The following is a 23,419-nucleotide window of genomic DNA, read 5'->3' as shown; positions in this document are numbered from 1 at the left end:
CTCTCCTCGACGCTGCGCATTAAGATTTTCCGCCAGCATCTGGGTATGTATCTTGGCGGCTATATCGCTCAGGACGTGTTTAACGCCGTCTTTACCTACTACGTGGTGTTTGTGCTGATGCAGGAAGCTTCAGTGGCCTCTAACCTGCTGGGCACCATGGCTATCTTCCAGTTCATCGCGGTTATTGCCATGATCCCGCTGTGCATTCGCTTTGGACCGGCGCCGTCTTACCGCATGGTGGTGGTTCTGTTTGGCCTGGGTTCCTTCTCTTACGCTGCGCTTTACTATGCCGGACTGAGCGATATCTATTCGCTGCTGCTGCTGATTTCCGCCATTGCGGGTCTGGGCCGTGGTGGCATCAACTACGTGCCGTGGAACACCTACACCTATATTGCCGATGTGGATGAAGTGGTCACCGGTCAGCGCCGTGAAGGTATCTTCGCGGGCATCATGACCCTGACGCGTAAGGCTTCTCAGGCGGGTGCCGTGATGCTGGTGGGGATCATCATGCAGCTTTCTGGCTTTGTTTCCGGGCAGAAAACACAGCCTGCTGAGGTGAGCCATACCATTCTGATGATCCTCAGCATGGGTACCATCATCGTGCTGGCGCTGGGCTTCCTGGTTTCTCTGCGCTTTAAACTGAATCTGACCACTCACGGCGTGCTGCGCGAAGAAACGGCAAAAATGCGTGAAGCAGGCCATGTAGTACCAGAGAGCGTCGCGCCGCAGGCTCGTGCCACCGTAGAGATGCTGGCCGGTATGCCGTATGAGTGCCTGTGGGGCAACAACAATATTGGTTATCTGAATCGCAATAAACCTGCTGCACCTTCACTGAAGCAGGCGGCAACATTGAATTCGACTTACAACAGAGGTTAGAAATATGAAAGTTTGGCCCGTCAAACATAGCCCATTATTACGTCAGCCGGAGCGTTTTATCTCCCGGGAAGAGCTGAAAGCCTTGATTCAGACGGTGACGAACAATCTGGTGAATATCAAGGATGAGACAGGTCAATTTCTGCTGCGCCTGGACGATGGTCGCGTCATCGATACCAAAGGCTGGGCAGGCTGGGAATGGACGCACGGAGTGGGGCTGTATGGCATCTATCAGTACTATCAGCAGACCGGCGATGTCGCCATGCGCGACATCATCGATAGCTGGTTTGCCGACCGCTTTGCCGAAGGCGCGACCACTAAAAACGTCAACACCATGGCGCCGTTCCTGACGCTCGCCTATCGCTATGAAGAAACGCGTAATCCGGCGTATCTGCCATGGCTGGAAACCTGGGCTGAGTGGGCAATGAACGAGATGCCGCGCACCGATCACGGCGGCATGCAGCATATTACGCTCGCGGAAGAAAACCATCAGCAGATGTGGGATGACACCCTGATGATGACCGTTCTGCCGCTGGCAAAAATTGGCAAGCTGCTGAATCGTCCGGACTACGTTGAAGAAGCGGTATATCAGTTCCTGCTGCACGTGCAGAACCTGATGGATAGAGAAACCGGACTGTGGTTCCACGGCTGGAACTACGAAGGGAACCATAACTTTGCCAACGCCCGCTGGGCGCGCGGTAATAGCTGGCTGACCATCGTGATCCCAGACTTCCTTGAGCTGGTGGATCTGCCGGAGAACAACGCGGTGCGTCGTTATCTGGTGCAGGTGCTGAATGCGCAGATTGCCGCGCTGGCGAAATGTCAGGACGACAGCGGCCTGTGGCATACGCTGCTGGATGACCCGAATTCTTACCTGGAAGCCTCGGCGACCGCCGGTTTTGCCTACGGTATTTTGAAAGCGGTACGTAAACGCTATGTTGGTCAGGAATATGCCGTCGTCGCGGAGAAAGCCATTAAGGGCATCGTGAAGCACGTTTCGCCGGAAGGGGAACTGCTGCAAACGTCCTTCGGCACCGGGATGGGCTCAAACCTCGATTTCTATCGTGAAATCCCGTTGACCTCTATGCCGTACGGCCAGGCAATGGCGATTTTGTGCCTGACGGAATATCTGCGTAAGTTCTTCTAACCTTTAGCGCTTTGAAAACCCGGCTATGCAGATGGCCGGGTTTTTTATTGCCCTTTCAATCAAACAAAGTTGTTATTTTTTACTTTTGGTTATAAAAAAATTTTAACCAGATCCCATTCCTTGCGTATGGCTAATAGCCGTAATGACATTGGTGATATAGCTCACATTTCATCATTCATCATAAGAATATAAAAACAGTGTTTCAAAATTATAAAACACGAGGTTTATTTTTATGGCAAGAAATGCGGCTTCAGCCCCCCACGGGCTGCAGGGAAGACCTGTCAATCTGCGCCATCAACTGGCATACGGAGGCGGAAACCTCCTGGGGAGCGGCGCGCTGGCGATCAGCGGCGCGTGGCTTCTGTACTTCTATACCACATTTTGTGGTCTGACGCTGATTGAGGCAGCGTTCATTTTCTCCGTAGCCAGCGTCATTGACGCCATCAGTAACCCGCTGATGGGGTATCTCACCGATAATTTTGGTAAAACCGCGCTGGGCAAACGCTTTGGCCGCCGCCGTTTCTTCCTGCTTATCGGCATCCCATTAATGATGTTCTACCCGCTGCTGTGGGTGGAAGGGCTGAGCTTCTGGTACTACCTCGCCACCTACGTGATGTTTGAGATTATCTACACCTCGGTGATGGTGCCATACGAAACGCTGGCCACCGAAATGACCGATGATTTCGCCCTGCGATCGAAGCTGACCGGCTATAAAGCCATTTTCGGCAAGCTGGCCAACTTCCTCGCCGCATTTATTCCAGGGCAGTTTATCCTCATCTACGGTAAAGACTCCGCTACGCCGTTCTTCCTGACCGGCCTGACCTACGGCGCGATCCTCATCGCGGCGGTAGCATGCCTGTGGTACAACAGCTGGGAGCGTCCGCGTGAAGAAGAACCGGAAGCTCAGGTCAAATCGACCCTGCTGCAAACGCTTGTGTCGCTGGCGAAAGACATGCGCTCTACCTTCTACCTGCGCGTGTTCCGTAAGCACCTCGGCATGTATCTGTGCGGTTTTGGCGCCGAGTGGCTGTTCGCGTCTATCTTTACCTACTTTGTTATTTTCGTACTGCAGCACGACCCGGCGATGGTGGCAGGGCTGAACAGCCTGAACTCTATCCTGCAGCTGATCTCCACCGCGCTGTTTATCGGTCTGTGCGTGAAAAAAGGCTTCAGCAAGCCGTACATTATTGCGCTCTGCATCGTGATTTTCGCCGTCTTCCTCTATACCTCACTGTGGTTCTTCCATCTGCCGGTGCATCTGGCGACCATTCTGATGTTTGGGATAACGATTCTTTTCGGTCTGGGTACCGGCGGCGTGTACTACATTCCGTGGACGGTTTACACCTTCCTGGCCGACGTGGATGAAGTTTATACCGGCCGTCGCCGCGAGGGGATTTACGCCGGGGCGATGACTTTCTCCGGCAAGATTCTGCGCTCGATTATTGTGTTTGTAATGGGGGCTATTCTGAGCTACTACGGCTTCCAGTCGAAAGCACACGTCCAGCCCGAAAGCGCGGTGAACGCGATTGCGGTGGTATTCTGCGGCGGCGTGGCGCTGCTGGCGCTGATGGCGATAGTCTTCAGTAAACAGATGAAGCTGGACCGCGAAACTCACAAAGTGGTGCTTCAGGAAGTCGCGCGTATTAAGGCGGGCGGCAGACTGGAAGATATCACGCCGGAAGTGCGCGCGGTGGTAGAAGACCTGGTCGGCCATCGTTATGAAGAGTGTTGGGGTAACAGCCCGCTGTTCAAAAACGATGAATCACCGGTTGTCGTCGAAGCGGTATCCGCCGGGCGCTAAGTAACGCACCCGACGTTCACGTCAACTTAACCCTGGGACGGCGGCAGCGGTGGGCCGTCCTGAGGGACAAATAAATGGTCGAGGATTTGGCGCATAACCGGAGCCGCGACCACACCATCACTTCCCCCGTTCTCCAGCACCAGCGCAACGGCCACCTTCGGATTTTTATACGGCGCAAAGGCGGTATAGAAGATATGGTCGCGCAGGCGCGTTGGGATCATCTTCGCGTTATAGGTCTGGTTCTCTTTCAAACTGAACACCTGTGAAGTCCCGCTTTTTGCGGCAATACCGTAAGGCGCAGTATGGAAGAACTTGTAGCCGGTACCGTTTGGCGCGTTGGCCATGCCGAACATCGCCTGACGTACCAGATTCCAGTACGGCGAGGCGGCGCTGGCAATCTGCGGTTCATTGGCTGGCTGCTGATACGGAATAATCGTCTTGCCGGACTCTTCATCTTTCAGCAAGTGCGGCGGGATCACGCGGCCATTGTTGAGCAGGGCCACCATCGCTTTCACCATCTGAATCGGGGTGGCAATCCAGTAGCCCTGACCGATGCCGACGGAAATCGTGTCACCCTGGTACCAGGCTTTCTTATGCACTTTCTCTTTCCAACTGCGGCTCGGCAGCAGGCCGGTGTACTCTTCATCCAGATCGATCCCGGTCGGCTTGCCGTAGCCAAACTGGCTGAGCATATTATGGATGCGGTCAATCCCCATCATGTATGCCACCTGATAGAAGAAGGTGTCGGCGGACTCTTCAATCGCTTTGGTGACGTCCAGCATACCGTGGCCGGATTTTTTCCAGTCGCGGTAGTGGCGCTGAGTACCGGGCAGCGTCCAGGTTGGCGCGCCGAAGAAGCTGGTTTGCGGGGTGATCACGCCGTCGAGCAGCGCCGACATCGCCATATACGGCTTCACCGTCGAAGCCGGCGGGTAGAGGCCTTGGGTGACGCGGTTAATCAGCGGCAGGTCTTTGTCCTGTAGCAGCGAGTTGTAATCTTTGTAGCTTATGCCTTTCACAAACGGGTTCGGGTCATAGCTGGGATTGGAGACCATCGCCAGCACTGAGCCATCGTGCGGGTCTTCGACCAGCACCGCTGCGCGTTGGCCGACCAGCAGGCTTTCGATGTACTCCTGCAGGTGTAGGTCCAGCGTCAGGTGGATATCTTTACCGGCGACCGGCGGCACGTCCTTCAACAGACGAACGATGCGTCCATGGTTATCGACTTCCACTTCCTGGTAGCCGGTTTTGCCGTGCAGCTCGTTTTCGTAGTAACGCTCGATACCCTGCTTGCCGATGTTATGGTCAGCGGCGTAGTTTTCCGCAATGCCTTCTTTATCCAGCGTTTTGAGATCGTTATCGTTGATTTTCGACACATAGCCCAGCACGTGCGCCAGTTCAGCGCCGTACGGGTACTGGCGGTCTTCATAACTGTCTATCGTCACGCCGCTGAAGCGAAACTGGTTAACGGAAAAACGGGCAATTTCAACGTCGGAGAGGGCGTTTTTTAAGACCACCGGGCGATAGCGGCTGCTGGATTTGAGCGCTTTATGGAACTGGTCAATGTCGTCAGGGGTCAGGTCAACGATGGGTGACAGTTCACGCAGCAGCGCGTCCATATCGTCGATTTTGTAGGGGGTGACGGAGATATCGTACCAGGTGACGTTCTTTACCAGCGGAATACCGTTGCGGTCGTAGATAATGCCGCGCGTTGGCGCAACCGGCAGCATCTTGATGTCGTTAGCATCAGAACGCGTGGTGTAGTAGCTATGTTCCTCAACCTGCAGATGGTAGAGATTGAAAATCAGTATGCCAAAGCAGACGACCACCAGGCCAAAGGCCACGAGCGCGCGGCGCAGGAAGAGCTTTCGCTCCGCTTCATAGTCTCTAAAAGTCATTACGGTACCCAGTGTTTAAGCCGCCTAATGATACGGAGCGGTCACCGTCATGACAGATAAAAAATGTACCATCCCTCTGGAAAAATGTGTCAATCCTTGTGATTTGTAACAAATTGCAGTGGGCGTAGGCCGGATAAGGCGTTTACGCCGCCATCCGGCAAGGTGCGCTGGGCCGCCTGATGACGCTTCGCTTATCAGGCCTACACGGGGTGCATTCGGGAGAATAAAAAAAGCCCGCGACATGCGCGGGCTTTTTTATATCACTCGAAGTAATTACATACGTTCGACGGTTTCGATACCCAGGGTATCCAGACCCAGCTTCAGGGTTTTCGCCGTCAGCAGCGCCAGCTTGAGGCGACTGTTACGTACGCTTTCATTCTCGGCGGAGAGGATAGGGCAATGCTCGTAGAAGCCGGAGAACAGACCCGCAAGATCGTACAGGTAGGCACACATCACGTGCGGTGTACCGTCGCGAGCGACGACGTTCAGCGTCTCTTCGAACTGCAGAAGACGTGCGGCCAGCTGCGCTTCACGGTCTTCGGTGATGGTCACTTCGGCGTTGATGATAGCGCTTTCTTCCAGCTCCGCTTTACGGAACACGGACAGTACGCGGGTATAGGCATACTGCATATACGGCGCGGTGTTGCCTTCGAAGGCCAGCATGTTGTCCCAGTCGAACACGTAGTCGGTGGTGCGGTTTTTGGACAGATCCGCATATTTCACCGCGCCGATACCGACGACGTTGGCCAGTTTTTCCAGCTCGTCTGCTGGCATTTCCGGGTTCTTCTCTGCGACCAGGCGGCGTGCGCGCTCCAGTGCTTCGTCCAGCAGATCCGCCAGCTTCACGGTACCGCCAGCACGGGTTTTGAACGGCTTGCCGTCTTTGCCCAGCATCATACCGAACATGTGGTGCTCCAGCGGCACGGAATCTGGCACGTAACCGGCTTTACGCACGATGGTCCACGCTTGCATCAGGTGCTGGTGCTGGCGGGAGTCGATGTAGTACAGCACGCGGTCGGCATGCAGGGTTTCGTAACGATATTTCGCACAGGCGATATCGGTGGTGGTGTACAGGTAGCCGCCATCCTTTTTCTGGATGATGACGCCCATAGGCTCACCTTCTTTGTTCTTGAACTCATCCAGGAACACCACGGTTGCGCCTTCACTCTCAACGGCCAGACCTTTGGCTTTCAGGTCCGCTACGATACCCGGCAGCATTGGGTTGTAGAGGCTTTCACCCATCACATCATCACGGGTCAGGGTGACGTTCAGGCGATCGTAGGTCAGCTGGTTCTGGGTCATGGTAATGTCGACCAGCTGGCGCCACATTTTACGGAAGTATTCGTCGCCGCCTTGCAGCTTCACGACGTAGCTACGCGCGCGCTCGGCGAACGCTTCGTCTTCGTCGTAGTGTTTTTTCGCTTCGCGATAGAAACCTTCGAGGTCGGCCAGCGCCATTTCACCCGCGTTTTCCTGCTGCTGCTTTTCCAGATACGCAATCAACATACCGAACTGGGTGCCCCAGTCGCCAACGTGGTTAGCGCGGATAACTTTATGGCCCATCAGCTCCAGCGTACGAACGGCAGCATCGCCAATGATGGTGGAACGCAGGTGGCCGACGTGCATCTCTTTTGCCACGTTTGGCGCGGAGTAGTCCACGACGATAGTTTGCTTTTCAGGCTGCGCGATGCCCAGACGGTCGCTTTTCAGCGCCTGGCTAACGTGCTCTGCCAGGAAGGCAGGGTCGAGGAATATGTTGATAAAACCTGGCCCGGCGATCTCGACTTTATTAGCAATGCCGTTAAGATCGAGATGAGACAGTACCTGCTCTGCCAGTTGTCGTGGTGCCATGCCCAGTTTTTTGGCCACTGCCATCATGCCGTTAGCCTGATAGTCGCCGAACTGTACTTTTGCTGACTGACGAACCTGCGGTTCGCAATCGGCAGGCGCGCCTGCCGCAATCATGGCCTGACTGACTTTTTCTGAGAGAAGAGCCTGAATATTCACCGGAATACCTTACGTTTTAGACGCTGCAACCTGCTCGGTTCAGCGCCGGGTGTGGATAAATTAAGGCGGGAGTATACTGCATTTGCCTGATGCCGTCAGCACTGGGCCATCCTCTCATGCCTTGAAAAAACGCTGCCTGAGCAGGGATTAATCGCTCATGCGCCTGAACGGTTGGTTCAGAGGGAACAACAGGGTAGATTAGCCTTTTCATGTAATAAGAGTAGGGCTGAAATGGCAAACTGGCAGACTATCGCGGAACTGCAGGATATTTCTGCAGATCTCCCACGTTTTACTGACGCACTGGCGGCGCTTTCCCACCGGCTGGGGTTGGATATCACGCCGCTTAACGCCGATCATATTTCGCTGCGCTGCCATCAGAACGCCACCGCCGAACGCTGGCGTCGCGGGTTTGAGCAGTGTGGCACGCTGCTGTCGGAAAATATCATCAACGGCCGACCTATTTGCCTGTTCAAACTTGAGGAGCCGGTATGCGTGGCCCACTGGCAGTTTACGGTGATTGAGCTGCCGTGGCCGGGCGAAAAGCGCTACCCGCACGAAGGCTGGGAACATATTGAAATCGTTCTGCCGGGCGCACCGGAAGGGCTAAACGCGCGCGCGCTGGCGCTGCTCTCCGATGACGGACTGAGCCAGCCGGGCATTTCGGTGAAAACCAGTTCACCAAAAGGCGAACGCGAACGTCTACCGAACCCGACGATGGCCGTTACCGACGGGAAGGTCACGATAAAATTTCATCCATGGACGATTGAAGAAATTGTTGCCAGTGAGCAGCCAGTGTAACAATGTGAACTAACGCCGGGTCTGCAGATGGGAACGGTGGCATGATCTTTCGCTGAATCAAACGGAGAGAACTATGGCATTGCTGGAAATCTGCTGTTACAGCACGGAATGCGCGGTTATCGCGCAGCAGAACGGGGCGGATCGTATTGAACTGTGTGCGGCACCGCTTGAGGGCGGCCTGACACCTTCTTACGGTGTGCTGAAAGCCACGCGTCACCGGGTGACGATTCCCGTCCACCCGATAATCCGGCCCCGAGGCGGTGATTTCTGTTATACCGACGGTGAGTTCGCCGCCATGCTGGAAGACGTGCGTCAGATTCGCTCGCTGGGCTATCCCGGCTTTGTGATTGGCGTGCTGAATCCTGAAGGGCAGGTGGATATTCCGAGGATGCGCCAGATTATGGTCGCGGCTGGCCCACTGGCGGTGACTTTCCATCGCGCCTTTGATATGTGTGCGAATCCGCAGCAGGCCTTTGAACAGCTTGCGGAATTAGGCGTTGCGAGGGTGCTCACCTCCGGTCAGCAACCGTCGGCGGAAAAAGGTATTTTATTAATTCGGGAACTTATTGGTCGAAGGGATACTCCAACCATTATGGCTGGTGCGGGTGTAAGAGCGAGCAACCTTGCTCTGTTCCTCGACGCCGGTGTTAAAGAAGTACACAGTTCAGCCGGGCAATGGGTGCCCTCCGAAATGCGTTATCGCAACTCCGGACTTTCAATGTCAACGGATCCTGAAGCTGATGAGTATTCTCGCTATACCGTCGATGGCGCGGCGGTAGCAGCAATGCGGGAAATCATTGAGCGCCACGTGTAGCTAAAAGTTTTTTACCGCGTGTCATATTCGCCCAATATGATGCTTGCTTGTACCAGGCCCCTGCCCATTAAACAGGGGCCTTTTTTTCGCCGTCATATTTCACTCTGCGACTGCGTTGGCTTTCCTCGCTCGCCCCAGTTACGTACTGATGTACGCTCCCGGGGACTCGCTGCGTCGCCGCCTTGTTGCAGAGCGAAATATTCAGGCGAATCGCCGTCATATTTCCCCGGCGTTGGGTACGAACCTGTAGCCAGGCCAAGCGCAGCGCCGCCGGGAACGGCGCAAACGTTAAGGCTTACGCGCAATCAACACCGCGCGCAGCGGTGCCGGGTAGCCTTCAACCGTTTTGCTCGGGTCGTTCGGGTCGAGGAAATCGGCCAGCGACTCGGTGACCATCCACTCGGTGCGACGCTGTTCCTCGGTTGAGGTCACGCTCATATCGGCGATACGCACGTCAACGAAGCCACACTTCTCCAGCCAGTTTTTCAACGCCAGCGCCGACGGAATAAAGTAGACGTTACGCATCTGCGCATAGCGATCGCCCGGCACCAGTACCGTATTCTCATCGCCTTCAACCACCAACGTTTCCAGCACCAGTTCGCCGTCGTTGACCAGCTGATCTTTAAGCTGCCAGAGGTGCTCCAGCGGTGAACGGCGGTGGTACAACACGCCCATTGAGAAGACGGTATCAAACGCTTTCAACGCCGGAAGCTGCTCAATGCCCAGCGGCAGCAGATGCGCGCGCTGATCGTTACCCAGCAATTTACGCACCGCTTCAAACTGGCACAGGAACAGCTGGGTTGGGTCGATACCCACCGCCAGATGTGCGCCCGCGCCAATCATTCGCCACAGGTGATAACCACTGCCGCAGCCTACGTCGAGAATGGTGCGGCCGCTGAGGTCAGACAGGTGCGGCAATACGCGCTCCCACTTCCAGTCAGAGCGCCATTCGGTATCGATGTTCACGCCATACAGCGAAAACGGCCCTTTACGCCATGGCATCAGGTGGCGCAGCAGCGTATCGATGCGCTTCACCTGACCTTCGCTCAGCGGCGTTTCGCTTTCAGCCGTCACGCTGTGCAGCAGGTCGAGCTTCCACGGCTGGATTTCCGGCAGAAATTCCACTGCGTTGGACCACTGCTTAAACAGACCGTGCTGATCGCGTTGCCAGGCACCAATCTGTGCAGGCAGCGTTTCCAGCCAGTGGGATAGCGGGCTTTTGGCGATTTGCTGATAAAAATTGCCGAACTCGATCATGCCGGGGTTCCTGCTTTCAGTGCGACCAGAGAACCAAAGTTAAAGCACTGGAACCACAGCTCGCTGTGTTCGAAACCGGCCTGACTCAGGCGGGCTTTATGCACTTCAACGGAGTCGGTCAGCATCACGTTTTCCAGCATGCTGCGCTTCTGGCTGATTTCCAGTTCGCTGTAGCCGTTGGCGCGCTTAAAGTCATGGTGCATGTTGAACAGCAGCTCGCCGACGGTTGCGTCTTCGAAGCTGAATTTTTCGGACAGTACCAGCGCGCCGCCGGGGTTCAGCCCCTGATAGATTTTGTTCAGTAATGCCTGACGCTCTGCGGGTTCAAGGAACTGCACCGTAAAGTTCAGCACCACCATCGAGGCGTTATGAATCTCGATATCGCGAATATCGCCCTCAATGACATCAACCGGCGTCGGCGCTTTATAGGCATCGATATGGCGACGGCAGCGTTCAATCATCGCCGGGGAATTATCGATAGCGATAATCCGGCAGCTGTCGTGGGCAATATTGCGGCGGATAGAAAGGGTCGCGGCCCCCAGCGAGCAGCCCAGGTCGTATACCTGAGTATTCGGCTGCACAAAACGCTCGGCCAGCATGCCAATCATTGAGATGATATTTGAGTAGCCGGGGACGGAACGCTGGATCATATCCGGGAAAACTTCAGCTACCCGTTCATCGAAGGTCCAGTCGCCGAGGCGGGCTATCGGTGCAGAAAAAAGCGTATCGCGGTCAGACATAAGGTTAAATCCGGAAAAATAAAAACGGCGTATTGTGCGCTAACGCAGCGAGAAAACCAACTCCCACGGCATATACCACAGATTCATCAGCACCATTAGCAACAGTGAGAGGTAGGTGGCAATCATGCCAGAGCGTCGCCAGCGAAACAGGCGATGGTGAAAACCGTAGTAGTGCATGAGGCGACCGGCGAGCAGCATCAGGCCGCAGATATGTACCATCCAGGTTTCTGCGCCGTTCATCTCCATAAACAAAAGAAGCGCGACGCCAATTGGAATGTATTCCACCGCATTACCGTGAATGCGAATCGCACTTTGCAGCTCGCTAAAGCCGCCATCGCCATAGGCGACACGATAAAGTCTGCGCAGACGAACCACGTCGAAGGAAAATTTAATCAGTAACAACGCCGCGAGTACGGCGTACAGCGCGCTAACCATACAAACTCCCTTTAGGTTGGCAGAGGCTACTCATTATCATAGGTATGAATGTCAAAAAAGAGAAGATTGTTGTGGAATCGACGGGGCAGAACCCAGCTCGGGAAGGGCGGAATGCAGCGCTTCCCACAGAGAATGCACCAGCTCTGGCGCCTGGGCGATATCCGGGGTGTGCAGAAACAGATAAGGCGTGGTGGAATGCTGCCACTGTGCCAGTTTCTCTAGCCACGGCGCGAACATGGCCTGGTTCTGCGCCATGTCGTCACTGCCGATAAACCTCACCATCGGTTGCTCGGCGGTCACTACCGCATGTACCGGGACTTTGGGCTTTTTACGCTGAGCTTCTCGCACCGCTTCGTTGTGCGGTATGGCGGCATGTACCGGTCGGCTATCGAGGATCACTCGGTTCACGCCGCGCTCATGCAGGCCGCGGTTGAGCTGCCGCTCGCTGTCACTCTTATCGAAAAATTGCGGGTGGCGAACTTCAACGCCGTAGTGAAACACCTTTGGCAGCCCGTCAAGGAAATGCCACAGCGCGGGCAGGTCACGAGGGCCAAAAGTAGCCGGAAGCTGAAGCCAGTATTGCCCAATTCGCCCGTCAAGCGGTGCCATCCGCTGGAAAAAATCGAGCGTCAGATCGTCACAATGACGAAGCGCTGCCTGGTGCGAAATGGTGGCCGGAAATTTAAAGCAGAAGCGAAAATTATCATCCGTTTGCGCCAACCAGCGGTCGACTATTTCGGCTTTTGGCAGGGCGTACAGCGTCGTGTTGCCCTCCACGCAGTTAAAGTGGCGGGCATACTCTTCAAGGCTGGTAATACCAAGGCGCACCCATTTCGGGTGCGACCATTGGGGAAGCCCAAGATAAATCATAAGGCGGCAAGGATCTCTTCAGTGCTGCGCACGCGAGCAATGCGCGGGAAAATGTAGGAGAGGCTGCTCTGGTGCTGATCGTTATTGAACGCGCTGCAGGCATCTTCGGCAATAATCAGGTTAAAGCCCAGTTCCCACGCGTTACGGGCGGTGGACTCCACGCCGATGTTGGTGGAAATACCGCACAAAATAATGGTGTCGATGCCGCGACGACGCAGCTGCACTTCGAGGTCGGTGCCGTAGAACGCGCCCCATTGACGTTTGGTCACTTCAATATCACTGTCCTGTTTACCCAGCTCAGCCGGATAGGTCCACCAGTTTTCCGGCAGCGCTTTGGCCGGAGCGGGAGCGTCAACCGGCTGTTTCAACGCGTCTGCAAAGTCAGCTGACCAACCTACGCGAACCAACACGACTGGCGCGGAGGCAGCACGGCATTTGCCGGCCAGGCGAGCGGCGCGGGCCACCACGTCAGTAGCGGTATGTGGGCCACCGGCAAACGGCAGAATGCCTTCCTGCAGGTCAATAACGACAAGAGCGGTTTTTTTGGCGTCTAAATTCAGCATGGTTGTTCCTCTGTAAACGGGCTGTCGGGGGCATACCTTACAATCGACGCCAGGTTATTGAACTGATAATTATTGTTAATTTTTGTGAGCGTAGGCAATAAGCGTTCAGCAAACAGGCGTATAAGCTGCTCCGGGCTTATCGCGAGCGAGAATTTCCAGTATAATAGCCCCCTTTTTTCATCCAGTAGTGACATTCAGCTAAAGCTGCGACAGTAACGCCTGCACGGCAGGCGACAATCCGCCGACGGCTAAGTTAAGGGATATCTCATGCGTACAGAATATTGCGGACAGCTTCGACAGTCCCACGTTGGGCAGCAGGTGACTCTGTGTGGTTGGGTCAACCGCCGTCGTGATCTCGGTAGCCTCATTTTTATCGACATGCGCGACCGTGAAGGCATCGTACAGGTGTTCTTCGATCCGGACCGTGCGGATGCCTTGAAGTTAGCCTCTGAACTGCGTAATGAGTTCTGCATTCAGGTTACCGGCACCGTTCGTGCGCGTGACGAAAAGAACATCAACGCGGATATGGCGACCGGTGCGATTGAAGTTCTGGCTTCTGACCTGGTTATCATCAACCGTTCAGAATCACTGCCGCTGGACTCCAACCACGTCAACACCGAAGAAGCGCGTCTGAAGTACCGCTACCTCGACCTGCGTCGTCCAGAGATGGCTCAGCGCCTGAAAACTCGCGCTAAAATCACCAGCTTCGTACGTCGCTTTATGGACGATCACGGTTTCCTCGATATCGAAACCCCGATGCTGACCAAAGCGACCCCGGAAGGCGCGCGCGACTACCTGGTACCGTCTCGCGTACATAAAGGTAAATTCTACGCGCTGCCACAGTCTCCTCAGCTGTTCAAACAGCTGCTGATGATGTCCGGCTTCGACCGCTACTATCAGATTGTTAAATGCTTCCGTGACGAAGACCTGCGCGCTGACCGTCAGCCTGAATTCACCCAGATCGACGTCGAAACCTCCTTCATGACCGCACCACAGGTGCGTGAAGTGATGGAAGCGCTGGTGCGTCAGCTGTGGCTGGAAATCAAAGGTGTGGATCTGGGCGACTTCCCGATTATGACCTTCGCCGAAGCTGAACGCCGTTACGGTTCCGATAAACCGGATCTGCGTAACCCAATGGAGCTGGTTGACGTTGCTGACTTGCTGAAGTCCGTTGAGTTCGCGGTCTTCTCCGGCCCGGCAAACGATCCAAAAGGTCGCGTGGCGGCTCTGCGCGTACCGGGCGGTGCTGCGCTGACTCGTAAGCTGATTGATGAATACGGCAACTTCGTGAAGATTTACGGCGCGAAAGGCCTGGCTTACATCAAAGTGACCGAACGTGCAAAAGGCGTGGAAGGTATCACCAGCCCGGTGGCTAAGTTCCTGACCCCAGAAATCATTGAAGCCATCCTTGAGCGCACCGGTGCGCAGGACGGCGACATGATCTTCTTCGGCGCTGACAACAAGAAAGTGGTTGCTGACGCGATGGGCGCACTGCGCCTGAAGTTGGGTAAAGACCTGAGCCTGACCGACGAAAACATGTGGGCACCGCTGTGGGTTATCGATTTCCCAATGTTTGAAGACGATGGTGAAGGCGGTCTGACCGCAATGCACCACCCGTTCACGTCGCCGAAAGACATGACCGCTGAAGAACTGAAAGCGGCACCGGAAGACGCGGTAGCAAACGCCTACGATATGGTTATCAACGGCTATGAAGTGGGCGGCGGTTCCGTGCGTATTCACCGTGGTGACATGCAGCAGACCGTGTTCGGCATTCTGGGCATCAACGAACAAGAGCAGCGCGAGAAGTTTGGCTTCCTGCTGGACGCGCTGAAATACGGTACGCCTCCGCACGCGGGTCTGGCATTCGGTCTTGACCGTCTGACCATGCTGCTGACCGGCACCGATAACATCCGTGACGTTATCGCCTTCCCGAAAACCACCGCGGCAGCTTGTCTGATGACCGAAGCGCCAAGCTTCGCTAATCCGGCATCTCTGAGCGAACTGGGTATTCAGGTTGTGGCGAAAGAGCCAAAAACGTCGGCGGAGAACGAGTAACATGCCATTCAAGCGACCCGTCTCTATTCTGGTGGTGATTTACGCCCAGGACAGTAAGCGGGTGCTGATGCTGCAGCGACGCGATGACCCTGATTTCTGGCAGTCGGTTACCGGCAGCCTGGAAGAGGGGGAAACCGCGTCGCAGGCCGCCATGCGTGAAGTAAAGGAAGAGGTCACTATAGACGTTGTTTCTGAGCAACTGACCTTGATGGACTGTCAACGCACGGTGGAGTTTGAAATTTTTCAACATTTACGTCATCGCTATGCGCCGGGCGTTGAGCGCAATACAGAATCCTGGTTCTGTCTTGCGCTGCCCCATGAGCGGGAAGTTGTGTTCACCGAGCATCTGACCTACCAGTGGCTCGATGCGCCCGCCGCGGCGGCGCTCACCAAGTCGTGGAGCAACCGGCAGGCGATTGAAGAATTTGTCATTAACGCTGCCTGAAAGGGCATAGTTTTTTGGAGATATTTTTATGGCAGGTCATAGTAAATGGGCCAACACCAGACATCGTAAAGCGGCGCAGGATGCTAAGCGCGGCAAAATCTTCACCAAGATCATTCGTGAGCTGGTGACGGCGGCCAAACTGGGCGGCGGCGATCCGGATGCGAACCCACGTCTGCGTGCTGCGGTAGATAAAGCCCTGGCCAACAACATGACGCGTGACACCCTGAACCGTGCTATCGCGCGCGGTGTGGGCGGTGATGAAGATTCCAACATGGAAACCATCATCTATGAAGGTTACGGTCCTGGCGGCACCGCGGTGATGATCGAATGTCTGTCCGACAACCGTAACCGTACCGTTGCTGAAGTGCGTCATGCGTTCAGCAAAACCGGTGGCAACCTCGGTACCGACGGTTCCGTTGCTTACCTTTTCAGCAAAAAAGGGATTATTTCCTTTGAGCAGGGCGACGAAGACACCATCATGGAAGCGGCGCTGGAAGCTGGTGCTGAAGACGTTGTGACCTTCGACGACGGCGCGATTGACGTGTACACCGCGTGGGAAGAAATGGGTAAAGTACGTGACGCGCTGGAAGCGGCTGGCCTGAAGGCTGACGCGGCAGAAGTGTCTATGATCCCGTCCACCAAAGCGGACATGGATGCTGAAACGGCACCAAAACTGATGCGTCTCATCGACATGCTGGAAGACTGTGACGACGTTCAGGAAGTCTACCACAACGGCGAAATCTCTGACGAGGTTGCAGCAACCTTAGAATGAGGTGGCTGTTCCGCAACCTGACAGGAGGTGCGTGATGTCTATTATTCTCGGCATTGACCCGGGGTCGCGCATCACCGGTTATGGTGTCATTCGCCAGGTTGGCAGACAGCTAACCTACCTTGGCAGCGGATGCATCCGCACCAAGGTTGACGATCTTCCGTCACGCCTGAAGCTGATTTATGCAGGCGTGACGGAAATTATCACCCAGTTCCAGCCGGACTATTTCGCTATTGAGCAGGTTTTTATGGCGAAAAACGCCGACTCGGCGCTTAAGCTGGGGCAGGCGCGCGGGGTGGCGATTGTCGCCGCTACCAATCAGGAACTCCCGGTTTTTGAGTACGCCGCCCGCCAGGTGAAACAGACCGTCGTGGGTATTGGTAGTGCGGAAAAAAGCCAGGTTCAGCATATGGTCCGCACGCTGTTAAAGCTTCCCGCCAACCCTCAGGCCGATGCCGCCGATGCGCTGGCTATCGCCATTACCCACTGCCACGTCAGCCAGAACGCCATGCAAATGAGCGATACCCGGCTGAACTTAGCGCGTGGACGATTACGATAATCACAAATCAGGCTGGATAAATATCCAGCCTTTTTTTATGATAGTACATTACTCTTTTAGCCCTTAACGCAGGAGCGTCACGTGATAGGCAGACTCAGAGGCATCATTCTCGAAAAACAACCCCCGCTGGTTCTTCTGGAGACGGGCGGCGTAGGCTATGAAGTGCATATGCCAATGACCTGCTTTTATGAGCTGCCGGAAGCCGGGCAGGAAGCGATTGTTTTCACCCACTTTGTCGTCCGTGAAGACGCGCAGCTGCTATACGGCTTTAATAACAAGCAGGAACGTACGCTGTTTAAAGAGCTGATTAAGACCAACGGCGTTGGGCCGAAGCTGGCGTTGGCCATTCTCTCCGGCATGTCGGCGCAGCAGTTCGTCAACGCGGTAGAGCGCGAAGAACTTGGGGCGCTGGTTAAGCTGCCGGGCATCGGCAAGAAAACGGCGGAACGCCTTATTGTCGAAATGAAAGATCGCTTTAAAGGTCTGCATGGCGATCTCTTTACGCCAGCCGCCGATCTGGTGCTGACGTCTCCTGCGGGTCCGAGTGCCGACGACGCCGAGCAGGAAGCGGTTGCTGCGCTGGTGGCGCTGGGCTATAAACCTCAGGAAGCCAGCCGAATGGTGAGCAAAGTTGCCCGTTCGGATGCCAGCAGCGAAACATTGATCCGCGAAGCGCTTCGCGCGGCGCTATGAGGTAGAGGATGATTGAAGCAGACCGCCTGATTTCGTCAGGCAGTAGCATGGCAGAAGAGGTGGCGGATCGCGCCATCCGTCCTAAGTTACTGGCCGAATATATCGGTCAGCCGCATGTTCGTTCGCAGATGGAGATCTTTATCCAGGCGGCGAAGCTGCGCGGCGACGCGCTTGACCACCTGCTTATTTTTGGCCCGCCGGGGCTTGGGAAGACCACGCTCGCCAATATCGTTGCCAACGAAATGGGCGTAAACCTGCGCACCACGTCAGGCCCGGTGCTGGAAAAAGCGGGCGATCTGGCGGCGATGCTGACCAACCTCGAACCTCATGATGTGCTGTTTATCGATGAGATCCATCGTCTTTCGCCGGTGGTGGAAGAGGTGCTCTATCCAGCAATGGAAGATTACCAGCTCGATATCATGATTGGGGAAGGCCCGGCCGCGCGGTCGATTAAAATCGACCTGCCGCCGTTTACCCTGATTGGCGCCACCACGCGCGCAGGTTCTCTGACGTCACCGCTGCGTGACCGCTTCGGCATCGTGCAGCGCCTGGAGTTTTATCAGGTGCCAGATTTACAGCATATCGTGGGGCGCAGCGCGCGCTTTATGGGACTGGAGATGAGCGATGATGGTGCGCTGGAAGTGGCTCGTCGCGCGCGCGGAACGCCGCGTATCGCCAACCGTCTGCTGCGCCGAGTCCGAGACTTTGCGGAAGTGAAACATGACGGTACCATTTCGGCAGATATCGCCGCCCAGGCGCTGGATATGCTCAATGTCGATGCGGAAGGCTTTGACTATATGGACCGTAAGCTGTTGCTTGCGGTCATTGATAAATTCTTCGGTGGGCCGGTTGGGTTGGATAACCTCGCGGCGGCAATCGGGGAAGAGCGCGAAACGATTGAAGACGTGCTGGAGCCGTATCTGATTCAGCAGGGATTCTTGCAGCGCACTCCGCGTGGCCGTATTGCGACGACGCGGGCGTGGAATCACTTCGGTATTACGCCGCCGGAAATGCTGTAATGACGAGCAGACGGAATGATATATTCCGTCTGCGACCCTGACCCATTATTTTCCTCATCAGATTTATCATCCATATCATTTTAGATATCTCGCTCATTTGTGATGAATTTATAGCGAAACCCCCATGCTATAAATCAATTTCATCAATACATGAGGAGTAACAAAATGAAATCAATGACCGTCCTATCAATTGCTGCCCTGACTATCGTCGCGATGTCTGGCGTAGCGAATGCGGCTATTTCCGGAACCCAGACATGGAAAATGGTAAATGACCAACTTCAAAATACCAGTAACGGACAAACATTGTGTATGACCGGTGTTGCTTTCCAGCAGGCAACGATGGGAGTATGTGGTTCTAATCCAGGTATGCAAAATATTCGTCAGGTCACTTTCGAGATGAATGGCGCACTGCGACTGGATGCGCATCCAAATTATGCTTACACACCATTAGACGGTAAAATTTATATCCGCGAATATGATACCGTTGTGAGTAATTGGGACTATATCAACGGACAGCTGAAAAAAGTTGATTCCGATGGTGTTCTCAAGTGTCTTGATATTGAAGGCGGCAAAAACGTTCAGGGCGCCAAATTGTATTTAGCAGCTTGTACCCAGTAATAAAATAAGCACCGGTACTATCATCGGTGCTTATTTATTTAGCCGATTTCAAATCACCTCCTATGGAGGTGTTTATCGTTTATTCAGGTATTCGGTTGTTTTTTCATCATGCTGAAAATAAACAACAGGGCCGCACACAGCACCACCGACGGACCCGCAGGCGTGTCATAGAACGCTGAGAAGGTTAAACCACCGGTGACCGCTATCATGCCCACGCCAACAGCGACGCCCGCCATCTGCTCCGGCGTGCGAGCGAAACGACGCGCCGTGGCCGCCGGGATAATCAGTAGCGACGTAATAATCAGCGCGCCGACAAACTTCATCGCCACGCCAATGGTGAGTGCCGTGACCAGCATCAGCAGCAGCTTCACCCGCTGCAGCTTCACGCCGTCGACAAAAGCCAGATCCGGGCTGATGGTCATCGACAGTAAATTACGCCACTGCCAGAACAGAATCGCCAGCACCACTACCACGCCCAGCGCAATGGAGATAAGATCCTGCGGCGTGACCGCCAGCAGGTCGCCGAACAGATAGGCCATCAGATCGACACGAATATTCGACATCAGACTGACCACCACCAGACCCAGCGACAGCGCGCTGTGCGCCATAATACCCAGCAGGGTGTCCACGGCGAGATGAGGGCGTTTCTCCAGCCACACCAGGCCGCCCGCCAGCAGCAGCGTCACAAAGATAACCGCATAGAATGGATTAACGTTCAGCAGCAGGCCAAACGCCACGCCCAGCAGAGAAGCGTGCGCCAGCGTATCGCCAAAATAGGACATCCGTCGCCAGACAACAAACGAGCCAAGCGGGCCGGCAGCACACGCCAGCATTATTCCGGCAAGCCAGCCGGGAAGTAAAATTTCAATCATGACTGCCCATTTCCCCGACGTAGAACGATACGGCCCTGTAAATCATGGCGATGATTATGCTGATGGCGGTAAATACCCAGCTGTTCTGCACCGCGAGGGCCAAACATTGAGATAAATTCCGGATGCATAGAAACCACGTCCGGTGTTCCGGAGCAGCAGATATGGTGGTTAAGGCAAAGCACGTCGTCGGTCTTGGCCATCACCAGATGCAGATCGTGCGAGACCATCAGTACCGCGCAGTCGAGTTCCTGGCGAAGCTGGTTGATGAGATCGTAAAGCGCAACCTGACCGTTAACGTCCACGCCCTGAGTCGGTTCATCCAGTACCAGCAGCTGCGGTTTATTCAGCAGCGCACGCGCGAGCAGCACGCGCTGGGTTTCCCCGCCGGAAAGCTTCTGCATGGGGGCGTCCTGCAGATGTCCCGCCTGAACGCGCTTCAGCGCGGGCAGAATATCTTCTTTTCGCGTCGCCGGATGTAAACGTAAAAATCGCTTGACGGTCAGCGGCAATGTGGCGTCGAGATGTAACTTTTGCGGCACATAACCAATGCGCAGATGTTTATCGCGGATGACAACACCTTCGCTAGGTGCTACGAGGCCGAGCACCACGCGTACCAGCGTTGATTTGCCCGCGCCATTCGGACCAAGCAGCGTCAGAATGCGGCCTGGCTTGAGATTCAGCGAGACGTCAGCGAGCACCCGGCGTTGGCCGAAGGTGACGGAGACATTTTCCAGAGATACAAGATTCGTCATAGCAATTAGGGGTTGCACAAGATAGTGAATGTTATAATATCACACTTCACTTATTCATTTCGATTAATAGACGCATTATGTTACAGAAAAATACGCTTCTTTTCGCAGCTTTATCCGCTGCACTTTGGGGAACGACAGCACAGCATGCTGATGCTGCCGTTGTAGCATCGCTCAAGCCGTTAGGCTTTATTGCTTCAGCCATTGCAGATGGCGTCACTGAGACGCAAGTATTACTGCCAGACGGTGCGTCTGAACATGATTATTCACTACGTCCATCTGATGCAAAACGCTTACAGAACGCGGACTTAGTCGTATGGATTGGTCCTGAAATGGAAGCATTTATGGACAAGTCATCGCAAAGCATTCCCGACAATAAAAAAGTCACCATCGCCCAGCTTGACGGAGTGAAACCGTTGCTCATGAAAGGGGCAGATGACGATGACCATGATGCCGGTGACGGAGATGACCATGACCACGCTCACGGCGAAAAAGGTGACGCGCATCACCATCATGGCGAGTACAACATGCATCTGTGGCTCTCCCCAGAGATAGCGCGGCTGTCGGCGGTTGCAATCCATGACAAATTAGTGGAACTTATGCCCCAGAGTCGAGCCCGACTCGATGCCAACCTGAAGGATTTTGAGGCCAATCTGGCCGCAACCGATAAGCAGGTGGCGAACGAGCTGGCACCGGTAAAAGGAAAGGGGTACTTCGTTTTTCATGATGCCTATGGCTATTACGAAAAACACTACGGTTTGACGCCGCTTGGGCACTTCACCGTTAACCCCGAAATTCAACCTGGTGCGCAGCGTTTACATCAAATAAGAACACAGTTGGTTGAGCAAAAAGCAACCTGCGTTTTTGCTGAGCCACAATTCAGGCCCGCCGTCGTTGAATCAGTTGCGCGGGGAACCAGCGTTCGCATGGGAACGCTCGATCCTCTAGGCACGAACATTAAGCTGAGTAAAGAAAGCTATCCGGCGTTTCTTACTCAACTGGCGACCCAGTATGCGAGCTGCCTGAAAGGAGATAAGTAAGGAAGTGAATACGTGCAGCAGATAGCCCGCTCTGTCGCTCTGGCATTTAACAATTTGCCGCGGCCCCACCGCGTTATGCTGGGGTCACTCACCGTTCTCACGTTGGCCGTCGCTGTCTGGCGGCCTTACGTTTACCATCCAACCTCTTCATCCCCCGTCGTCCGTACGATTGAGCTGGAGAAAAAAGAAATTCGCTCGCTTCTGCCAGAGGCCAGCGAACCGATTGATCAGTCCGCGCAGGAAGACGAAGCCATCCCTCAGGATGAGCTGGACGATAAAGCCGACAACGAAACGGGTGTGCATGAGTATGTGGTATCCACGGGCGATACCCTGAGCAGCATCCTGAATCAGTACGGCATCGATATGGGGAATATCAGCCAGCTCGCCTCGGTTGATAAAGATCTGAAAAATATGAAAGTGGGGCAGCAGCTCTCCTGGACGCTGAATGACGATGGTGATTTACAGCGTTTAACCTGGGAGATGTCGCGCCGTGAAACCCGTACCTACGATCGCGTTGCTAACGGTTTTAAAATGAGCAGCGAGTTGCAGAAGGGCGACTGGGTTAACAGCCTGGTGAAAGGCACCGTTGGTGGAAGTTTCGTCACCAGCGCCGTCAACGCCGGTTTAACCAGCGCGGAAGTCAGCGCGGTGATTAAATCAATGCAGTGGCAGATGGACTTCCGTAAGCTGAAAAAAGGTGACGAGTTCTCGGTGCTGATGTCACGCGAAATGCTGAACGGCAAGCGTGAACAGAGCCAACTGCTGGGCGTGCGTTTACGCTCCGACGGCAAAGATTATTACGCGATCCGCGCCGAAGACGGTAAGTTCTACGACCGTAATGGTACCGGGCTGGCGAAGGGCTTCCTGCGCTTCCCAACCGCGCGCCAGTTCCGCGTGTCGTCAAACTTTAACCCGCGTCGTCTGAACCCGGTAACCGGTCGTGTAGCGCCGCACCGTGGCGTGGACTTCGCAATGCCACAAGGCACACCGGTGCTGGCCGTCGGTGACGGTGAAGTGGTGGTAGCGAAGCGCAGTGGCGCAGCAGGTTACTATGTCGCCGTGCGTCATGGTCGTACCTACACCACGCGCTACATGCACCTGCGTAAGCTGCTGGTGAAACCAGGTCAGAAGGTGAAACGTGGTGACCGTATTGCGCTCTCCGGTAACACCGGACGTTCTACTGGCCCGCACCTGCACTATGAAGTATGGATCAACCAGCAGGCGGTGAACCCGCTGACGGCGAAGTTGCCGCGCACCGAAGGGCTGACCGGTTCGGATCGTACCGATTACCTGGCCCAGGTGAAAGAAGTGCTGCCACAGCTGCGTTTCGACTAATTTCGCCTAAGAAGTATCCGTTCAGAGCCGGTGCCTTTACAGCACCGGCTTTTTCTTTTGTG

Annotated in this window: 23 protein-coding genes; 14 read left to right on the top strand and 9 right to left on the bottom strand. The window is 54.9% G+C overall.

Annotated features, from left to right (window positions below; all coding sequences use genetic code 11):
* From GKAS_RS01840 to GKAS_RS01830, 3 genes are all read left to right on the top strand, one after another.
* The coding region (locus tag GKAS_RS01840; protein ID WP_035891740.1) for an MFS transporter at positions 1-876 on the top strand (876 nt) is incomplete at its 5' end.
* A 4-nt stretch (positions 877-880) separates the two neighbouring features.
* Positions 881-2,020 (top strand): beta-galactosidase BglB, encoded by a 1,140-nt coding sequence (gene bglB / locus GKAS_RS01835; RefSeq protein WP_035891738.1) that lies wholly within the window; start codon positions 881-883, stop codon positions 2,018-2,020.
* Positions 2,021-2,252: 232 nt separating this feature from the next.
* Positions 2,253-3,821 (top strand): MFS transporter, encoded by a 1,569-nt coding sequence (locus GKAS_RS01830; protein WP_035891737.1) that lies wholly within the window; start codon positions 2,253-2,255, stop codon positions 3,819-3,821.
* Between the two features lie 26 nt (positions 3,822-3,847).
* On the opposite strand, the gene mrdA is transcribed toward GKAS_RS01830, so the two are convergent.
* Together mrdA and argS are read right to left on the bottom strand one after the other, a co-directional pair.
* The gene (gene mrdA, locus GKAS_RS01825; protein WP_035891735.1) at positions 3,848-5,719 is read right to left on the bottom strand and encodes a penicillin-binding protein 2; all 1,872 of its coding nucleotides are present in this window, start codon (positions 5,717-5,719) and stop codon (positions 3,848-3,850) included.
* A gap of 273 nt (positions 5,720-5,992) precedes the next feature.
* A complete protein-coding gene (gene argS / locus GKAS_RS01820) occupies positions 5,993-7,726 on the bottom strand; it encodes an arginine--tRNA ligase (RefSeq protein ID WP_035891733.1) in 1,734 nt (577 codons plus the stop codon).
* Positions 7,727-7,957: 231 nt separating this feature from the next.
* On the opposite strand from argS, the gene GKAS_RS01815 reads away from it, so the two are divergent.
* Both GKAS_RS01815 and cutC read left to right on the top strand, forming a co-directional pair.
* Positions 7,958-8,524 (top strand): VOC family protein, encoded by a 567-nt coding sequence (locus GKAS_RS01815; RefSeq protein WP_035891731.1) that lies wholly within the window; start codon positions 7,958-7,960, stop codon positions 8,522-8,524.
* 73 nt (positions 8,525-8,597) lie between these two features.
* Positions 8,598-9,338 carry a copper homeostasis protein CutC gene (gene cutC / locus GKAS_RS01810; RefSeq protein ID WP_035891728.1) on the top strand — a complete coding sequence of 247 codons (741 nt, stop codon included), beginning with the start codon at positions 8,598-8,600 and terminating at the stop codon, positions 9,336-9,338.
* Between the two features lie 288 nt (positions 9,339-9,626).
* On the opposite strand, the gene cmoB is transcribed toward cutC, so the two are convergent.
* The 5 genes from cmoB to GKAS_RS01785 are packed head-to-tail and all read right to left on the bottom strand — an operon-like array spanning position 9,627 to position 13,203.
* Positions 9,627-10,595: a tRNA 5-methoxyuridine(34)/uridine 5-oxyacetic acid(34) synthase CmoB gene (gene cmoB / locus GKAS_RS01805; RefSeq protein WP_035891727.1), complete on the bottom strand. Its 969-nt coding sequence runs from the start codon at positions 10,593-10,595 to the stop codon at positions 9,627-9,629.
* The gene (gene cmoA, locus GKAS_RS01800; RefSeq protein ID WP_035891724.1) at positions 10,592-11,335 is read right to left on the bottom strand and encodes a carboxy-S-adenosyl-L-methionine synthase CmoA; all 744 of its coding nucleotides are present in this window, start codon (positions 11,333-11,335) and stop codon (positions 10,592-10,594) included. Before cmoA ends, cmoB begins: the two co-directional genes overlap by 4 nt.
* Positions 11,336-11,374: 39 nt before the next feature.
* The gene (locus GKAS_RS01795) at positions 11,375-11,770 is read right to left on the bottom strand and encodes an MAPEG family protein (RefSeq protein WP_035891721.1); all 396 of its coding nucleotides are present in this window, start codon (positions 11,768-11,770) and stop codon (positions 11,375-11,377) included.
* A 51-nt stretch (positions 11,771-11,821) separates the two neighbouring features.
* On the bottom strand, positions 11,822-12,640 hold the full coding sequence (locus GKAS_RS01790; protein WP_035891720.1) for a DUF72 domain-containing protein: 819 nt from the start codon (positions 12,638-12,640) through the stop codon (positions 11,822-11,824).
* Complete coding sequence (locus GKAS_RS01785) at positions 12,637-13,203, bottom strand: hydrolase (RefSeq protein WP_035891718.1); 567 nt, start codon at positions 13,201-13,203, stop codon at positions 12,637-12,639. Before GKAS_RS01785 ends, GKAS_RS01790 begins: the two co-directional genes overlap by 4 nt.
* A gap of 267 nt (positions 13,204-13,470) precedes the next feature.
* Between GKAS_RS01785 and aspS the strand changes: the two genes are divergently transcribed.
* The 7 genes from aspS (at position 13,471) to GKAS_RS01745 (ending at position 19,361) form a co-directional block, all read left to right on the top strand.
* Entirely contained in the window at positions 13,471-15,258 is a 1,788-nt protein-coding gene (gene aspS, locus GKAS_RS01775; RefSeq protein ID WP_035891713.1) for an aspartate--tRNA ligase, read from the top strand.
* A 1-nt stretch (position 15,259) separates the two neighbouring features.
* Complete coding sequence (gene nudB / locus GKAS_RS01770; protein ID WP_035891712.1) at positions 15,260-15,703, top strand: dihydroneopterin triphosphate diphosphatase; 444 nt, start codon at positions 15,260-15,262, stop codon at positions 15,701-15,703.
* A 28-nt stretch (positions 15,704-15,731) separates the two neighbouring features.
* Positions 15,732-16,475 (top strand): YebC/PmpR family DNA-binding transcriptional regulator, encoded by a 744-nt coding sequence (locus GKAS_RS01765; protein ID WP_035891711.1) that lies wholly within the window; start codon positions 15,732-15,734, stop codon positions 16,473-16,475.
* A gap of 34 nt (positions 16,476-16,509) precedes the next feature.
* Complete coding sequence (gene ruvC / locus GKAS_RS01760) at positions 16,510-17,031, top strand: crossover junction endodeoxyribonuclease RuvC (RefSeq protein WP_035891708.1); 522 nt, start codon at positions 16,510-16,512, stop codon at positions 17,029-17,031.
* Positions 17,032-17,112: 81 nt separating this feature from the next.
* Complete coding sequence (gene ruvA / locus GKAS_RS01755) at positions 17,113-17,724, top strand: Holliday junction branch migration protein RuvA (protein WP_035891707.1); 612 nt, start codon at positions 17,113-17,115, stop codon at positions 17,722-17,724.
* An 8-nt stretch (positions 17,725-17,732) separates the two neighbouring features.
* Positions 17,733-18,743, top strand: a complete 1,011-nt coding sequence (gene ruvB, locus GKAS_RS01750) for a Holliday junction branch migration DNA helicase RuvB (protein ID WP_035891705.1) — start codon at positions 17,733-17,735, stop codon at positions 18,741-18,743.
* Between the two features lie 165 nt (positions 18,744-18,908).
* Complete coding sequence (locus GKAS_RS01745) at positions 18,909-19,361, top strand: hypothetical protein (protein WP_035891704.1); 453 nt, start codon at positions 18,909-18,911, stop codon at positions 19,359-19,361.
* 83 nt (positions 19,362-19,444) lie between these two features.
* Here GKAS_RS01745 and znuB read toward each other — a convergent pair whose 3' ends face one another.
* Both znuB and znuC read right to left on the bottom strand, forming a co-directional pair.
* Complete coding sequence (znuB, locus tag GKAS_RS01740; RefSeq protein WP_035891702.1) at positions 19,445-20,233, bottom strand: zinc ABC transporter permease subunit ZnuB; 789 nt, start codon at positions 20,231-20,233, stop codon at positions 19,445-19,447.
* A complete protein-coding gene (gene znuC / locus GKAS_RS01735) occupies positions 20,230-20,985 on the bottom strand; it encodes a zinc ABC transporter ATP-binding protein ZnuC (protein WP_035891701.1) in 756 nt (251 codons plus the stop codon). The genes znuB and znuC overlap by 4 nt, the downstream gene beginning before the upstream one ends.
* Positions 20,986-21,062: 77 nt before the next feature.
* On the opposite strand from znuC, the gene znuA reads away from it, so the two are divergent.
* Positions 21,063-22,022 (top strand): zinc ABC transporter substrate-binding protein ZnuA, encoded by a 960-nt coding sequence (znuA, locus tag GKAS_RS01730; protein ID WP_035891699.1) that lies wholly within the window; start codon positions 21,063-21,065, stop codon positions 22,020-22,022.
* A gap of 12 nt (positions 22,023-22,034) precedes the next feature.
* Positions 22,035-23,357, top strand: a complete 1,323-nt coding sequence (gene mepM, locus GKAS_RS01725; protein ID WP_035891697.1) for a murein DD-endopeptidase MepM — start codon at positions 22,035-22,037, stop codon at positions 23,355-23,357.
* Positions 23,358-23,419 lie beyond the last annotated feature (62 nt).

The organism is Kluyvera ascorbata ATCC 33433 (genome assembly GCF_000735365.1).
Taxonomy (GTDB): Bacteria; Pseudomonadota; Gammaproteobacteria; order Enterobacterales; family Enterobacteriaceae; genus Kluyvera; species Kluyvera ascorbata.
This window is presented reverse-complemented; position numbering and strand designations above follow the sequence as displayed.

Coding starts and splice junctions, on each gene's coding strand:
- cutC (WP_035891728.1), top strand. CDS start 8,598: ATGGCATTGCTGGAAATCTGCTGTTACAGCACGGAATGCGCGGTTATC.
- znuB (WP_035891702.1), bottom strand. CDS start 20,233: ATGATTGAAATTTTACTTCCCGGCTGGCTTGCCGGAATAATGCTGGCG.
- ruvB (WP_035891705.1), top strand. CDS start 17,733: ATGATTGAAGCAGACCGCCTGATTTCGTCAGGCAGTAGCATGGCAGAA.
- cmoB (WP_035891727.1), bottom strand. CDS start 10,595: ATGATCGAGTTCGGCAATTTTTATCAGCAAATCGCCAAAAGCCCGCTA.
- znuC (WP_035891701.1), bottom strand. CDS start 20,985: ATGACGAATCTTGTATCTCTGGAAAATGTCTCCGTCACCTTCGGCCAA.
- cmoA (WP_035891724.1), bottom strand. CDS start 11,335: ATGTCTGACCGCGATACGCTTTTTTCTGCACCGATAGCCCGCCTCGGC.
- aspS (WP_035891713.1), top strand. CDS start 13,471: ATGCGTACAGAATATTGCGGACAGCTTCGACAGTCCCACGTTGGGCAG.
- GKAS_RS01745 (WP_035891704.1), top strand. CDS start 18,909: ATGAAATCAATGACCGTCCTATCAATTGCTGCCCTGACTATCGTCGCG.
- GKAS_RS01790 (WP_035891720.1), bottom strand. CDS start 12,640: ATGATTTATCTTGGGCTTCCCCAATGGTCGCACCCGAAATGGGTGCGC.
- GKAS_RS01815 (WP_035891731.1), top strand. CDS start 7,958: ATGGCAAACTGGCAGACTATCGCGGAACTGCAGGATATTTCTGCAGAT.
- znuA (WP_035891699.1), top strand. CDS start 21,063: ATGTTACAGAAAAATACGCTTCTTTTCGCAGCTTTATCCGCTGCACTT.
- GKAS_RS01765 (WP_035891711.1), top strand. CDS start 15,732: ATGGCAGGTCATAGTAAATGGGCCAACACCAGACATCGTAAAGCGGCG.
- mrdA (WP_035891735.1), bottom strand. CDS start 5,719: ATGACTTTTAGAGACTATGAAGCGGAGCGAAAGCTCTTCCTGCGCCGC.
- GKAS_RS01830 (WP_035891737.1), top strand. CDS start 2,253: ATGGCAAGAAATGCGGCTTCAGCCCCCCACGGGCTGCAGGGAAGACCT.
- GKAS_RS01785 (WP_035891718.1), bottom strand. CDS start 13,203: ATGCTGAATTTAGACGCCAAAAAAACCGCTCTTGTCGTTATTGACCTG.
- ruvC (WP_035891708.1), top strand. CDS start 16,510: ATGTCTATTATTCTCGGCATTGACCCGGGGTCGCGCATCACCGGTTAT.
- GKAS_RS01795 (WP_035891721.1), bottom strand. CDS start 11,770: ATGGTTAGCGCGCTGTACGCCGTACTCGCGGCGTTGTTACTGATTAAA.
- bglB (WP_035891738.1), top strand. CDS start 881: ATGAAAGTTTGGCCCGTCAAACATAGCCCATTATTACGTCAGCCGGAG.
- nudB (WP_035891712.1), top strand. CDS start 15,260: ATGCCATTCAAGCGACCCGTCTCTATTCTGGTGGTGATTTACGCCCAG.